The organism is Brevibacterium sp. LE-L (genome assembly GCF_050214925.1).
In the GTDB taxonomy this organism is placed as follows: Bacteria; Actinomycetota; Actinomycetes; order Actinomycetales; family Brevibacteriaceae; genus Brevibacterium.
Map to the genome: position 1 here is coordinate 2,040,367 of NZ_CP189759.1, position 13,024 is coordinate 2,053,390.

13 protein-coding genes are annotated in these 13,024 nt (G+C 66.1%); 6 read left to right on the forward strand and 7 right to left on the reverse strand.

Translation table 11 applies throughout. The features are described 5' to 3' along the window. Positions 1–4: 4 nt before the first annotated feature. Together hemG and hemQ are read left to right on the forward strand one after the other, a co-directional pair. The gene (gene hemG / locus ACQE2J_RS09075) at positions 5–1,408 is read left to right on the forward strand and encodes a protoporphyrinogen oxidase (protein ID WP_426937469.1); all 1,404 of its coding nucleotides are present in this window, start codon (positions 5–7) and stop codon (positions 1,406–1,408) included. Between the two features lie 81 nt (positions 1,409–1,489). Continuing rightward, on the forward strand, positions 1,490–2,200 hold the full coding sequence (hemQ, locus tag ACQE2J_RS09080) for a hydrogen peroxide-dependent heme synthase (protein ID WP_135541226.1): 711 nt from the start codon (positions 1,490–1,492) through the stop codon (positions 2,198–2,200). A 139-nt stretch (positions 2,201–2,339) separates the two neighbouring features. On the opposite strand, the gene ACQE2J_RS09085 is transcribed toward hemQ, so the two are convergent. After that, positions 2,340–2,597, reverse strand: coding sequence for a hypothetical protein (locus ACQE2J_RS09085; RefSeq protein ID WP_426937470.1), 258 nt, complete (start codon positions 2,595–2,597; stop codon positions 2,340–2,342). A gap of 135 nt (positions 2,598–2,732) precedes the next feature. On the opposite strand from ACQE2J_RS09085, the gene ACQE2J_RS09090 reads away from it, so the two are divergent. Further along, positions 2,733–3,209 carry a MarR family winged helix-turn-helix transcriptional regulator gene (locus tag ACQE2J_RS09090; RefSeq protein WP_426937471.1) on the forward strand — a complete coding sequence of 159 codons (477 nt, stop codon included), beginning with the start codon at positions 2,733–2,735 and terminating at the stop codon, positions 3,207–3,209. A 2-nt stretch (positions 3,210–3,211) separates the two neighbouring features. Here ACQE2J_RS09090 and ACQE2J_RS09095 read toward each other — a convergent pair whose 3' ends face one another. Both ACQE2J_RS09095 and msrB read right to left on the reverse strand, forming a co-directional pair. Next, complete coding sequence (locus tag ACQE2J_RS09095; RefSeq protein ID WP_426937472.1) at positions 3,212–3,802, reverse strand: GNAT family N-acetyltransferase; 591 nt, start codon at positions 3,800–3,802, stop codon at positions 3,212–3,214. Further along, a complete protein-coding gene (msrB, locus tag ACQE2J_RS09100; RefSeq protein WP_426937504.1) occupies positions 3,795–4,226 on the reverse strand; it encodes a peptide-methionine (R)-S-oxide reductase MsrB in 432 nt (143 codons plus the stop codon). The genes ACQE2J_RS09095 and msrB overlap by 8 nt, the downstream gene beginning before the upstream one ends. Before the next feature lie 125 nt (positions 4,227–4,351). Here msrB and ACQE2J_RS09105 point away from each other — a divergent pair, with 125 nt between their 5' ends. Next, on the forward strand, positions 4,352–5,551 hold the full coding sequence (locus tag ACQE2J_RS09105) for an alpha/beta hydrolase family protein (RefSeq protein ID WP_426937473.1): 1,200 nt from the start codon (positions 4,352–4,354) through the stop codon (positions 5,549–5,551). A 49-nt stretch (positions 5,552–5,600) separates the two neighbouring features. On the opposite strand, the gene ACQE2J_RS09110 is transcribed toward ACQE2J_RS09105, so the two are convergent. Further along, positions 5,601–8,294 (reverse strand): penicillin acylase family protein, encoded by a 2,694-nt coding sequence (locus ACQE2J_RS09110; RefSeq protein WP_135541219.1) that lies wholly within the window; start codon positions 8,292–8,294, stop codon positions 5,601–5,603. Between the two features lie 104 nt (positions 8,295–8,398). Beyond that, complete coding sequence (locus tag ACQE2J_RS09115; RefSeq protein ID WP_135541217.1) at positions 8,399–9,265, reverse strand: DUF817 domain-containing protein; 867 nt, start codon at positions 9,263–9,265, stop codon at positions 8,399–8,401. 146 nt (positions 9,266–9,411) lie between these two features. Here ACQE2J_RS09115 and ACQE2J_RS09120 point away from each other — a divergent pair, with 146 nt between their 5' ends. After that, a complete protein-coding gene (locus ACQE2J_RS09120; protein WP_135541215.1) occupies positions 9,412–10,080 on the forward strand; it encodes an NAD(P)-dependent oxidoreductase in 669 nt (222 codons plus the stop codon). Between the two features lie 56 nt (positions 10,081–10,136). Here the strand turns inward: ACQE2J_RS09120 and ACQE2J_RS09125 are convergent, their stop codons facing one another. After that, the gene (locus ACQE2J_RS09125; protein ID WP_135541213.1) at positions 10,137–10,703 is read right to left on the reverse strand and encodes a hypothetical protein; all 567 of its coding nucleotides are present in this window, start codon (positions 10,701–10,703) and stop codon (positions 10,137–10,139) included. A 6-nt stretch (positions 10,704–10,709) separates the two neighbouring features. Then, the gene (locus ACQE2J_RS09130; protein ID WP_426937474.1) at positions 10,710–11,576 is read right to left on the reverse strand and encodes a L,D-transpeptidase family protein; all 867 of its coding nucleotides are present in this window, start codon (positions 11,574–11,576) and stop codon (positions 10,710–10,712) included. A 60-nt stretch (positions 11,577–11,636) separates the two neighbouring features. Here ACQE2J_RS09130 and ACQE2J_RS09135 point away from each other — a divergent pair, with 60 nt between their 5' ends. Continuing rightward, the gene (locus tag ACQE2J_RS09135) at positions 11,637–12,851 is read left to right on the forward strand and encodes a DUF6636 domain-containing protein (protein ID WP_426937475.1); all 1,215 of its coding nucleotides are present in this window, start codon (positions 11,637–11,639) and stop codon (positions 12,849–12,851) included. Positions 12,852–13,024: the final 173 nt, after the last annotated feature.

Genomic DNA, 13,024 nt, shown 5'->3' on the forward strand with positions numbered 1-13,024 from the left:
TCCGATGAAGCACATCACCGTCGTCGGGGGAGGCGTCTCCGGGCTCGTCACCGCCTACCGCCTCTCCGCCGACCACGAAGTCACGCTGCTCGAGGCGGCCGATCGCCTCGGCGGGTGCCTCAGGCCGACCACCCTCGGCGGTGCTGTGCCCATCGGCATCGACTCCGGTGCCGAAGCGAGCCTCAACCGCAGACCCGAGACCAAAGGCCTGGCCCGCGAACTCGGCCTCGACACGGTCTTCCCCTCCACCCGCCACAGCTCCCAGGTGCTCAACCGCGGGCAGCTGCATGCGATTCCGAAGCGCACCATCATGGGGGTGCCCGCCGACGCCGCAGAAGTCGAATCCCTCATCGGCGCCGAGGCGGCCGACCGTTTGGCGGCCGAAACGCTCACTGGCGCGATCGACACCGACGATGTCTCGTTGGGAGACTTCCTGTCCGCGCGCCTCGGCGATGCCGTCGTCGACTCGCTCGTCGATCCGCTCCTCGGCGGGGTCTACGCCGGCCGCTGCCGGGATCTGTCTCTGGCCGAAACGGTGCCCGCGCTCCTGCCCGCCGCGGTCGAGGGCACCTCGGTGCTCGACCTCGTCGCCGAACTCCTCGCCGCCCGCGAGGCGAACGCGAGGTCCGGGACTGAGCATGAACCGGTGTTCATGAGCTTCGAAGGCGGCATCAACCGCCTCATCCCCGCCCTGCGCGAAGCGTTCGAGACCAACGGTGGGACGGTGAGCCTCGGTGCCGGGGTCACGCGAATCCATCGTGGGGCCGGCACGTGGACGGTCTCCGGCGACGGTTTCGAGGTGGAATCCGACGGCTTGGTCCTGGCCACACCGGCCCACATCAGCGCCGGGCTCCTCACCGAAACGGCTCCCGACGCTTCAGCGACTCTCGCGAGCATTCCCTACGCTTCGACAGCGCTCGTGGCGGCCTTGGTCGACCTCGACGGAACCGAGCTGGAAGGGTCGGGATTCCTCGTGCCGGCGACCGAGGACACCTTCATCAAGGCCTCGACGTTCGTGTCGAACAAATGGCCGTGGACGGCCGCACACATCCCACGCGGCACCGCGCTGGTGCGAATGAGCATCGGACGCTTCGGCGACGGACCCGAGGTCTGGTCCACGGCGTCGGATGAGGAACTCATCGACCGGGCCTTCGCCGATTGGCAGTCGATCACCTCTCGTTCGAGTGCACGGGTCCTCGCCGCCGAAGCCCAGCGGTGGAACTCCGCGCTGCCCCAGTACCTGCCCGGCCATGCCGCGCGCATCGCCGGCCTCGATGAGCAGATCGCCGAGCTGGACGGCCTCGACCTGGCCGGATCGGCATTCGCAGGAGTGGGGATCCCCGCCTGCATCGCCCGCGCCGAGGCGGTCGCACAGCGCCAGCGGACCCGGCAGGCCGACGGGCCGTGACCGACGGATCCGCGCCACTGAACTTCACCGACTGACACTGACCCACCGATACAGAACGAACAGATCACAGAAGGAGCAGGAATGAGCGACCACACTCAGCCGACCGATGCCCAGATCGAAGAAGCGAACAGCGAGACGAGGTACATCGCCTATTCCGTCTACGCTTCGGCCGGTGAGCTCGGTGACGCCGACCGCGGCGAACTCGCCGAGGAGCTGCTGACCGGACTCGAGCCGCTGAAGGAGCAGGGTCTCGTCGTCCGCGGCATCTACGACGTCTCCGCCCTGCGCGCCGACGCCGATGTCATGTTCTGGTACCACGCGCCCACCATCGAACTCGTCCAAGCCGCCTACTCGGTGATCCGTCGCAGTCTGCTCGGCGGAGTCCTCGAACCGATCTGGTCGGTCGTGGGCATCCACCGTCCGGCCGAGTTCAACAAGGGCCACCTGCCGGCGCTGCTCGTCGACGAGGTCCCCGGCGACTACATCTGCGTCTACCCGTTCGTGAGGTCCTACGACTGGTACGTTCTCGATCCCGCCGAACGGTCGAAGATGCTGCGCGACCACGGCATGGCCGCCGCCTCTTACAAGGACGTCAAGGCGAACACGATCGCGTCCTTCGCCCTCGGCGACTACGAGTGGCTGCTCGCCTTCGAAGCCCCCGAGCTGCACCGCATCGTCGACCTCATGCGCGATCTGCGCAATACCGAAGCTCGGCTGCACGTGCGCGAAGAGATCCCGTTCTACACGGGACCGCGTCGGGAGCTCGTCGACATCATCTCCGACTGGCGGTGACCGCTCGCGGTCGGGAGTGGGTCCAGCCGACTTCCGACCGAACCGGGGGAGTCACCGACCTCGGCCGGAGGTGACACGCTCAAGGGCCGCCGCAGATGCGGCGGCCCTTGCACGTTCGCAGCGGTCAACGGCTGCCGGGTCAGTCGGCGGTCTTCTTCTTCACTACGTAGGAATGTCCGCTGGCGTCGGTGCGCATCTCCAGGCCCATGTCCTCGAGCTGCTTGTGGCGCAGGGTCTCATCCTCGAAATACCCACCGGGGCGCGTGTTGTCGACCTGTGCGGGACCGACGATCTTGCGGAAGAAGTTGTTGAGCCAGCCGACTCCGCGCTGCGATGTGCGGTGACTGCGCGGGTGTCTGTCGGAATCGTCGGGAGAAGCCTGCGAGGCGGACGGCATAAGAGAATCCTATCGACGAGTCACCGCTGCGGCGGGCTGCTGAACAATTTCGACTGTGCATCCAGTGTACCCTAATCATTAGTGCACTAATTGAAGGCCGCGCGGACGGTCGAACGGACGGCCGAAGGAGAGACGATGTTCGAGTCCGATGACGCTCAGGGACGAATGGACAATCCCCTGGCATTGGAGAGCCAGATCTGCTTCGCTCTGGCCGTGGCTTCACGCGGAGTGATCGGCGCGTACCGGTCAGTGCTCGAACCGATCCACCTCACGCACCCGCAGTACCTCGTCATGCTTGCGCTGTGGCAGCACGAGAAGCTCACGATGCGTGAGATCGCCGGACTGCTGCGTCTCGAACCGGCCACCGTTTCGCCCCTGGTCAAGAGGCTCGAGGCGCTTGACTATGTGGCGAAGATGCGCAGCGAACATGACGAGCGGATCGTCGAGGTCACACTCACACCCACAGGGCTGCGACTGCGGGAGACGGCACAGACCATTCCCGGAAAGATGATGGACAAGCTCGGCATGGACGTCGACGGAGTGCGTGATCTTCACGCGGTGATGCAGAAGATCATCGCCTCCGTCGACGCCGCCGAGGATGACGCCGGCTGAGTTCAGTCCGCGGGGCGTTCCATCGGAGTGTGTTCGATCCCGTCCTCAAGGAATCGCGGACCGTTGGGGGCGAACCCGAAAGAACCGTAGAGACCCTCGAGATGCGACTGCGCATTCAGCGTCAGCGGCGAATTCGCCCAAGCATCGACGATGTCTGCCAGCAGTCTGCGGCTCCATCCCTGACCACGTGCCTCGGGGAGAGTGACAACCCGACTGATGCTGCGGGCTCCCGGCCGCGCGGCCGGCCCGTCGGGGACATCGGCCGGCAACAGGCGAGCATAGGCCCATGGAGCCAGGTCACGGCCGAAGGCGGCACCGTGGGTGTCGGCCATCGTCGAAGCCGACCTGGGGTAGAAGATGTGCAGCGTCTCCGGCAGAGTGTCCACTCCGTCGGGGTCGAGGAAGACGCACTCCTGCTCGACGACGAAGGCACGGGACCTCAGCTGCATGATCCCGTAGAGCTCCTCGGCCCGCAGCTGAGCGAATGTCCTGATGACCGGCTCGACCGCCGCGGTGGTGACAGGCTCTGTCGCCGTGGCACGGACCGGTTCAGCCGCCTCGGCGATCTGTGACTCCGTTGCCGCCTCAGCCATGGGCATCGGCGTTGTTGAGCTTGAGCGAGATCGAGTTGATGCAGTAGCGCTGGTCGGTCGGGGTGTCATACCCCTCACCTTCGAAGACGTGTCCCATATGGGAATCGCAGTTCGCGCACCGGACCTCGATGCGCTCCATGCCCATAGTGGTGTCGCGGATGTAGCGGACCCGGTCCTCGGCCAGCGGTGCGTAGAACGACGGCCACCCGCAGTGGGAGGTGAACTTCGTGTCCGAGGGGAAGAGGTCGGCCCCGCAGGCGCGACACTGATACATTCCTGCCGCGGTCTCCTCGTTGTACTCGCCGGTGAAGGGGCGTTCGGTCGCACCCTGCCTGAGCACCGCGAATTCTTCCGGGGAGAGGACGTCCTGCCAGCGGACCTCCTCGGGCGCGGTTCCCGTATTGCTGTTCGGTGCCTGTGACATCATGACCTCCAGTGATCGTCGACGGCTGCTGTTCGCATGGGCGGAGAGGATCTTCGCCCCTGCTGGGGACAACAGCGTTTGGCTCCTGCTCATTCCTTAGGCAACAATGAAGTCAGGAGGTTTACATGACCCGCGAGACGAAGTTCCCCGCCCGCCTGCTGGTGGCTGCTGTCGGAGTCGGCGCCGGACTGGGCGCGCTGATCTCCGTGGCGTCCTCGGGACTGGCCGCCTACTTCGCCCGCAGGATCGTGGTTCCGGAGAACGCGCCGGAAGAACTCGACATCCTGCACATCGACGGTTTCCCTCCGAATATGCGCATCCATCTGCCCGCCGACGAAGAGACGACGGTGCCCGGCACCTACGGCCTCTACTTCAACCAGGGCGCGGGCCACGCAGTGATCGGCGACATCGTCGAATACGATCCGCGTTCTCGCACCGTCTCACGCGAGATCCTCTCCGTGACCCGCGGAGACATCCGCCGCGCGTGGCGCGGACGCTGGACCGGCATCGTCTACCCCGATCCGGTGGCCGCAGGAGTGAACTTCGACGACATCGAGATCCGCTCCGATGCGGGGCGTCTGCCCGCCTGGCTGCTGCCCACCGATCACCCGGAACCGCAGGAGACCTGGGCGATCCTCATCCACGGTCGCGCCAGCACTCGCGCCGAGGGTCTGCGTGCGGCCCCGGTGCTCAACACTCTCGGAGTGCCTGCCATCGCCATGTCCTACCGCAACGACGCCGAGGTGCGGGTGGAGACCACCTCCCGCTACGGCCTCGGCGACACCGAATGGATCGACGTCGACGCGGCCATCGACTGCGCCGTGGCGCGCGGGGCGAAGAACGTCGTCCTCTTCGGCTGGTCGATGGGCGGGGCGATCGCTCTGCAGGCGGCTTCGCGCGGACGCAACCGGCGCTACGTCACGTCCCTCGTCCTCGACGGGCCCGTCGTCGACTGGGTGAACGTACTCGACGGACAGGCGAAGAAGAACCTGCTGCCGACCCCGATCGCGAAACTCACCCTCGAGATGATCACTCAGCCGTGGGCACGCCCGATCACCGGACTGGAGACCCCGCTCGACCTCGACCGCATGGATTGGGTGACACGGGCGGCTGAACTCGACGTCCCCGTCCTGCTCATCCACTCCGACGATGACGAATTCGTGCCTTCGGGCCCCTCACACGCCCTGGCCTCGGTACGCCGGGACCTGGTGACGATGCCGACCTACAGCAAGGCCCACCACACGAAGGAATGGAACATCGACCCGGTGCGCTGGGAAGACGATGTCGCGAACTTCCTCGAGGCGAAGATCCTGCCGAAGCCCTGATCGCAGAGAGCGGCCAGCCGAGGACCGGATCCTCAGCAGAGCGTGCGCTTCAGGGCCTGAGCGTGAGCGTGTCTTCGGCCGCCGCAGCGACCGCCTGCTTCGAGTACGGCCAGGGACGGTTGACGTTGGCCGCCCAGTCGTTCGTCTGATCGTCGTAATGCGGGTGGAAGGCGTGCCCCGAAGCACCCGTGAGGTTGATCCAATTCGACGCGTCGAAGTTCGACAGGTCGACGGTCTGACGCATCGACGGGACCCAGTTCGTCTCATAGCCGACCGAAGCATCCCACCCGGTGGCCTGGACGACGCCCGAACCGCCCGAGACCTCATAAGGTCCGCGGTTGAACAGCTTCTCGATCGGGACGATCCCCGATTCGCCGAGGCTGGCGTTGCGGATCGTCAGCCGGTGCAGGATTCCCCACCGCCAGGTCGCGGGTTCGGACCCGAGCAGATCCTCCGTCGTCGACCATGCGGATTTCATCGCCTTGCGCAGTGCTTCGTCCCGACCGTCGACGCCCTTGCCCGACCACCACTGCGAATCGGGATCCTCGAGGAGATTCGACATCACGAGGTACCAGCGTGAACCGCCGCTGGGGGAGACCCCCTTGGGCAGCTTGTCCGCGATGACCTGGTCGAGGAGAGTCGTGGAGAGCACATTGAAGTAGGCGGCTCCGGCACTGTTGGCGGCGTCCTTGCCACTCCACTCCTTGAGCATCTTCTGCGCCCGGGCGATGTCCTCATCACCATCGGCGTCGATCTTCAGCACCGCGGGCACGAGCTTCGAGGCGAACGGGTTGAGGTCGTCGCCCTGAATGGCGGACATATCGACCGGCCGCAGCTTCCTGCCCTCGTTGACCGCGTCCTTGATGCGCTTGGTGATGCGCCGTGCCCGGTCGCCGTAGTCGACGTCGCGGCCCAGCTCGACGGTCTCACCGGGGGCGGCAACCGGATTGTTCGCGGTCACGATCCAGCCGCGTTCGGGGTTGTACAGGCTCGGCAGGTCCTCGAAGTCGACCCATCCCTGCCAGTCCTCATCGGATTTCCATCCGCGGCGCGGCACGGTCCCATCTGCTGTGCCACGGCGGGGGATCATCCCCGGGGCCTGGTATCCGATATTGCCGGCGACGTCGGCGTAGATGAGATTCTGGGACGGAACATCGAACAGGGAGGCCGCGTGCCGGAACTCCTTCCAGTTCGTCGCCCTGTTGATCGCGAACACCGCCGAGGCGGTCGTGCCCGGGCGCAGAGCCGTCCAGTCGAGGGCGAGACCGTAGTGCTCATCGTCGGGACCGGACTTCGGGTTCGTCGCATCGGCACCCGTGGAAGCGTCGAGGGCACGACGATAGGAGCTGTCGAGTTTGGACACGAGCGGTCCGTTGCGGGTGGAGCGGATGGTGATCTCCCGCGGGTCTTCGTTCGCGATCTTCACCGTCTCCTTGCGCACGCGCACCGGCTCATCGCCGTCGTCGTGGACGACTCGTCCGTCACGGATCTTCTCCACCACGAGGTCGGTGACATCGGCGCCGAGGTTCGTCAGTCCCCAGGCGATCGACTGGTTGTGGCCGATGACGACGCCGGGGAGACCGGAGAAGGAGAAGCCGGAGACGTCGAAGGGACAGTCCTCAGTGACCTTCTTGCAGCGCAGACCGACCTGGTACCACACCGAGGGCATCGCCGGAGCCAGATGCGGGTCATTGGCCAGCAGCGGGGAACCGGACTTCGTATGCTCTCCGGAGATCACCCAGGAATTCGATCCGATGTCGTCGCTGTTCATGCCCAGCAGCTGCGGCAGCGAGGCGACCGTCGATCTCAGATCGAGGAGGTCGTCGGTCGAGGTCGGGACGTCGGGGACGGTGCCCCCGGCCTGCGCCTCCTCGTCGTCGGTACCTGCCTCGCCCGAACCGACTGATGGCTTTTCGGCGGTCGGGGGAGCCTCACCCCGCCGGGTTCCGTTCTTCGCGGCTTTGTGTCCGGCGACGCCGCCGAGAATCGTCGGACGGGTGGCATACGGGTAGTCGGGGAACAGATCCTCGACCTGCTGCTGATCGAGTGCGGACGTCAGTATGGTGCGGTCGATCTCGTCTTCGAGGTTCGACCGGAGGTCCCAGGCCATGGCCTTGAGCCAGGCGACGCTGTCGGCAGGAGTCCACTTCTCGATCGTGGTCGCTCCCGACTGCAGCCCGAGGACGGTGTACTCGAGGGACACCTGACTGGGGGACTTGTCCTTGAGGTAGGCGTTGACTCCGTCCGCGTAGGCCTCGTAGTAGGCCCGGGTCGTCGGATCGAGTCTCTTCACTTCCTCTTCGGCGACTTCCCGCCAGCCCAGGGTGCGAATGAATGTGTCGGTGCCCAACTGGGAACTGCCGAAGAGTTCGGACAGACGCCCCGAGGTGACATGGCGGCGGAAGTCCATCTCCCAGAAACGGTCCTGAGCGTGGACGAAGCCCTGAGCCGCGAACAGGTCGTGGGCGGTCTCGGCTTCGATGGTGGGAACACCCGATTCGTCACGCTGGACGGTGACCGCGGCGTCGAGCCCCGGCAGGGAGATCTCACCGTCGGTGGTGGGGAAGGACCGGCGGACGAGGAAGACACCGATGACGGTCAGCAGCAGCGCGAGGACGAGGATGCCGGCGAGCACACGCACCAGTACACGGGTGCTGACTGACAGATGCGAACCGCCGGATGGGCGGAACACCTTGAGCAATGCGCTCGATTCCTTCTCGTCCTGCGCATCGGGCGCCGCCATGAGTCTCCTTCGGCCGTCCAAGATCCTTCGGTTCACAGTATCAGTGTCGACCGTCCTGACCGGGGGTATCGACGTTTTCGACAGGAGTGTCGGTCGCGGGACGGTCAGCCGTGTGCCTCGGGCGTCTCGGTCTCAGGCGGTTTCGGTTTGTGGACGAAGGTGACGAGGACGACGGAGATCATCATGAGCAGGAACCAGGCGACGAGCTTCGTCAGCGGCACCAGATGCCACCCGTCGTCCTGGCTCGGATACAGCCAGGCCCCGGCCGCGGTGCCGATGTTCTCAGCCAACCAGATGAAGAAGGCGACGAGGACGAAGGCCAGGAGCACCGGCATCGACAGTGTCGTGCGGTGAACGCTGAAATGCATCCGACAGCGGAAGAAGACGACGACGGTGAGAACCACGAGGAGCAGGCGGAGGTCGATGATGAAGTGATGAGTGAAGAAGTTGAGGTAGATGGCGGCGGCGATGACTGCGGTGAGCCACCTCGGCGGGTAATGGGTGAAGCTTAAGTCGAACAGTCGATAGACGCGGACGAGATAGGACCCGACGGCGGCGTACATGAAGCCTGTGAACAGGGGGACGGCGCCGATGTGGAGGAACCCGCCGGGGGCGTAGTTCCACGAGCCGACCGCGGTTTTGAAGATCTCCATGCCCGTGCCGACGATGTGGAAGACGATGATGACGACGAGTTCGCGCCCGGTCTCCAGGCGTGCGGCGAGCATGCCGATCTGGATGATGACGGCGAGGATGACGAGGAAGTCGTTGCCGGCCAGTGCCGCGTCCTCGGGATAGAGCCAGGACGTGCCGATGATGGCGATGAGCATGAGTCCGCCGAACAGGCACGCCCACGCCTGTTTGATCCCGAAGGCGAGGAACTCCCGAATGCCGGCGGGTGCGCGAGGGAGGAGCCGGTCGGCGAAGGCGTCGAGGAAGGCTTCGAGGCGGGTGAGTTCGCTGCGTGCGGCCATGGGTCCTTCGGTGGGGAAGAGGATCGGGAAGGGATGCGGTCACGGGTGAGACGTCTACGGCAAGCCTATCGTGACGAGATCGGGACCGATCCGACCGGGAGGCGAGCCGATGGCCCCCGATGTCGGCTGCGACTTAGACTCGCATCATGCATATTCTCCTCTTCGGCGCCTCCGGTCACGTCGGCACGGGACTCGCGAAGCTGCTCAGCTCCGACCACCGCATCACCGGGATCGTGCGCCGGCCTCCCACCGCCGAGACGAGCTATCAGCCGCTGGTGGTGCCCCGGTGGGTGGACGACGCCGACAAGGTCATCAGCGAGCTCACCGACGCGAAGACACCACCGGTCGATGCCGTCGTCGCCGCGATCGGCGGGTGGTACATGGACACACCCGTACTCGACCGCGGCCTCGCGAAGTTCGACACCGACTACGATGCCTACCTGCGCGGACACTTCACCGCCTGCGCGATCTCCGAGCGACTGGCGGCAGACCGGGGTACCGGTCGCCTCACTCATCTCGCGTTCAACGGCGTCGCCAGCGTCGAGGCCCTGCCCGGCTCCGGAGGGATCAGCGTATTCGGGGCAGCGCAGAAGATGCTCATCGAGGTCGCCGCCGCCGAATCGACGACGGTGGACTTCCGAGAACTGCGGGTCATGGCACCCATCGGCGGCGACGACCGCAACGACCTCACCGGGGGAGTGGAGACCATCGGACTCGCCGAAGTGGCCGCGGCCGCGGCCGCGATCGTGGACGGTGCCGACCGCTTCGAGGTGAGCACGGAGATCGGCCCGGACCACGGTGGGGAGAACGGATGAGACTCGCCGCGGCAGACTGTGTTGTCTTGGGTCGGGCGCGACCGACATGTCTCGAGTCAGGCGCGGCGGTAGCGGAGGAAGACCTGATCGTCCTCGTCACGGACATCGATGAGCCGCAGATCGATCTGTGCCGGCAGACGGGAGAAATGACTGCCCTCGGTGTGGATGTACCGGGGGCTGATGCTCAGCAGCAGCTCAGCGCCCGGGTGGTGTTCGAGCAGGCGGAACGCGAGGTTCGGGCCTGACTCACAGACGATGAGCTCCTCACCGGCCGGAGTGTCCGCGCGCGTGGCCAAGGAGGCGACCACCTCGGCGATGGTGCCCGGGGTGAACTGCTGGGCACGGTAGTCCACACCGATCTCGGCCAACTGCCGGGCCAGAGGGGCCGGATCCGACTCCGTGAGCACGTGCACCGGCGTGTGCTCGAGGGCCTTGCCTGGGGCGTTGATGACCGGCAGCTGGGGATTGAGAGCGGTGCGTCGGTCGATGATGAGCGCCGAGGCGCGCCGACGCAGAGCGATGAAGTTCCGGAAATCCGTGTCGGTCGACACCCCGGTCGACCAGCCGTCCTGCGCGAACGAGCCGTTGATCGATTGGACGAGGGAGATGACGAGGCGAGGCACCGGCTGCTACTTCTTCAGCTCGGTCGCCGGGCCCATGGCGATGCGCGGGTGATCGGCGGGATCGATGGTGCGCAGGATCCACTTGAGATCGGCCTCATCGAGGGTCACACAGCCATTGGTGCCGGAATCATGATCGAGGTGGAGCCAGATTCCGCCGCCCTTGTCCCAGCCCATCGGACGGGTCTTGTCCGTGGGCGGAGTCCCCGGCTTGCGGTTGTAGTCGATGGCGATGATGTAGTCGAACACGGACTTATAGTCCGCACCATAGGCCACCGTCGCCGAGGAGGGCAGACGGCTGTCTCGCGTGTACGGCAGCTTCGTGCCCGGGTCGGCTTTGAACCCGCCCGCGTCGCTGAGAGTGAACACGCCGATGGGACTCGTCTTGTCGCCCTCATGGCGGTCCTTCAGCCAGCCGTTGCTGCCGTTGTGCGTGGTGAACGTCTTGAGCTTCTTCCACTTCTTGCCCTCGAACTCATAGAAACTCAGCGTCGACGTCTCCGAGCGCGCATCGGCCGACGTGGCGACGAGGACCTGGGACGTCTCCTCGGGGATCTGGTCCGCATACTCCTGCGCGAGCCCCGGGAGGGGAACCTCATGGGCGGGACCGTTCGACTCGGTGCTGGCCGCAGCAGAATCCGTGGTCGACCCGGAGGCGTTCGAGGCGTGACTCGCGTCGCCACCGGTCGGGGAGACCTGCGCGGGGGCCGCGAAATCGCCGACCCTCGTCTGCTGTGCCGGGGCGGCCAGAGCCGTGGAATCGACGGTCGCATCGGACTCGCCGCCGCCATCGGAATCAGCGCCGCAAGCGGTGAGCAGCAGGGCGAAGGCGAGGATCGCAGACACGCCCGCGCGCCGGTGGACACCATTGGACATGAGGCCATCATCTCATGCCACATGAGAACTCCCGGGTAGTGACTATGCGAAAATGACCTCATGAGCATTCCACCCGTGCCGAACCATCCTCCGCGCCCCGGGCGCCGGAAACCGGCCGAGGAGTCTCCCGAGTCGATCACAACGCAGTTGTTCATCGGCCAGGACGAGTCCGCGGCCGCGGATGGCTCCACCCAAGCACTGACTCCGACCGAACTGCAGAGGCTGCGGTCGATGGTCGAATCCGACGGCACCGACGCCACCGAGGTCCTCAGCCTCGAAGAGCTGCGCCAGCTCGCCGCTGCCGACGGATACGAAACCGGTGGGCTTCCGGCCGCGCCGCGCAAAGCGAACTCCGAGGACATCGCCGCTGCCGAAGCCGCCTCGGCGCCGAAGCAGTGGAACCCGCTGCCGAGCTCCGATGCACCGTCAGGACCCGAATACGAGACCGAAGCTCACCCGCAGCAGGGTCAGTGGGGACAGGAATTCGGGGCGGCCGGACACGCGGGTGCGGCTGCGCAGCCGACTGCGGCGACGCCCCCCGGCGGACCGGCGCCGTCTTCGAGCGGACCGCAGCCTGCCCCGGCCGGATACGCTCCCGCCTATGCTGCCGCGCCGGCCGATGCCGCAGGAAGCGGCTACGGACCGGGCGGGCCCGGTGGCCAGGGCGGACCTGGGGGCCCGGGCGGATACGGCGGACCCGGTGGACCCGGTGGGCCCTACGGGCAGCGGCCCGAGACGAAGAAAGTCCCCGCCTGGCTGTGGGTGCTCGCTGCGATCGCCCTGGTCCTTGCCCTCGGCATCGTCGGCTATATCGCCTGGGACGCCACCCAGGGTTCGGAAGACACCTCGGCTGCTCCCACGGATCAGCCGTCGATCGGCCAGACCGACGAACCCGAACCCACCGACTCGGGCAGCTCCGAACCCCCGGTGGCCGAGGAATCCTTCACGTCCCCGTCGGGCAACATCGCCTGCACCATCGACTCCGAACGAGCGAGGTGCATGATCAAGGACTACGACTACTCGCCTCCGGCGAAACCCGATGACTGCCGACTCGACGACTGGGGCGACATCGTCGTGGCGAACAATGAAGGGGCAGGATTCTCCTGTGTCGAAGCGCCCGAGTCCGAAGGCGCCGCACGCGTTCTCGGATACGGCGATTCGGTCTCTGCCGAGGGAATGACCTGCACCTCGACCGAAGAGGGCATGGAATGCAAGTCCGACGACTCCGGAGTCGGATTCAACGTTCGCCGCGCCTCGGTCGACTTCCTCAAGTGAGGGAATGCGACCGGGTCGGGGCCGCCTCGGTGGTCTTAGCGACCGGATCCGCGAACACGGCGACCGCCTCGGTGGTCTTAGGATGTGGACAAAGGTGTGACGGACGGCGAGGATCGGATTACGGTGGGCACGTGGCTCACAGGATCCTCCTCCTTCCTTGCCGCGACGAGTCC

Coding starts and splice junctions, on each gene's coding strand:
- hemG (WP_426937469.1), top strand. CDS start 5: ATGAAGCACATCACCGTCGTCGGGGGAGGCGTCTCCGGGCTCGTCACC.
- hemQ (WP_135541226.1), top strand. CDS start 1,490: ATGAGCGACCACACTCAGCCGACCGATGCCCAGATCGAAGAAGCGAAC.
- ACQE2J_RS09085 (WP_426937470.1), bottom strand. CDS start 2,597: ATGCCGTCCGCCTCGCAGGCTTCTCCCGACGATTCCGACAGACACCCG.
- ACQE2J_RS09090 (WP_426937471.1), top strand. CDS start 2,733: ATGTTCGAGTCCGATGACGCTCAGGGACGAATGGACAATCCCCTGGCA.
- ACQE2J_RS09095 (WP_426937472.1), bottom strand. CDS start 3,802: ATGGCTGAGGCGGCAACGGAGTCACAGATCGCCGAGGCGGCTGAACCG.
- msrB (WP_426937504.1), bottom strand. CDS start 4,226: ATGTCACAGGCACCGAACAGCAATACGGGAACCGCGCCCGAGGAGGTC.
- ACQE2J_RS09105 (WP_426937473.1), top strand. CDS start 4,352: ATGACCCGCGAGACGAAGTTCCCCGCCCGCCTGCTGGTGGCTGCTGTC.
- ACQE2J_RS09110 (WP_135541219.1), bottom strand. CDS start 8,294: ATGGCGGCGCCCGATGCGCAGGACGAGAAGGAATCGAGCGCATTGCTC.
- ACQE2J_RS09115 (WP_135541217.1), bottom strand. CDS start 9,265: ATGGCCGCACGCAGCGAACTCACCCGCCTCGAAGCCTTCCTCGACGCC.
- ACQE2J_RS09120 (WP_135541215.1), top strand. CDS start 9,412: ATGCATATTCTCCTCTTCGGCGCCTCCGGTCACGTCGGCACGGGACTC.
- ACQE2J_RS09130 (WP_426937474.1), bottom strand. CDS start 11,576: ATGTCCAATGGTGTCCACCGGCGCGCGGGCGTGTCTGCGATCCTCGCC.
- ACQE2J_RS09135 (WP_426937475.1), top strand. CDS start 11,637: ATGAGCATTCCACCCGTGCCGAACCATCCTCCGCGCCCCGGGCGCCGG.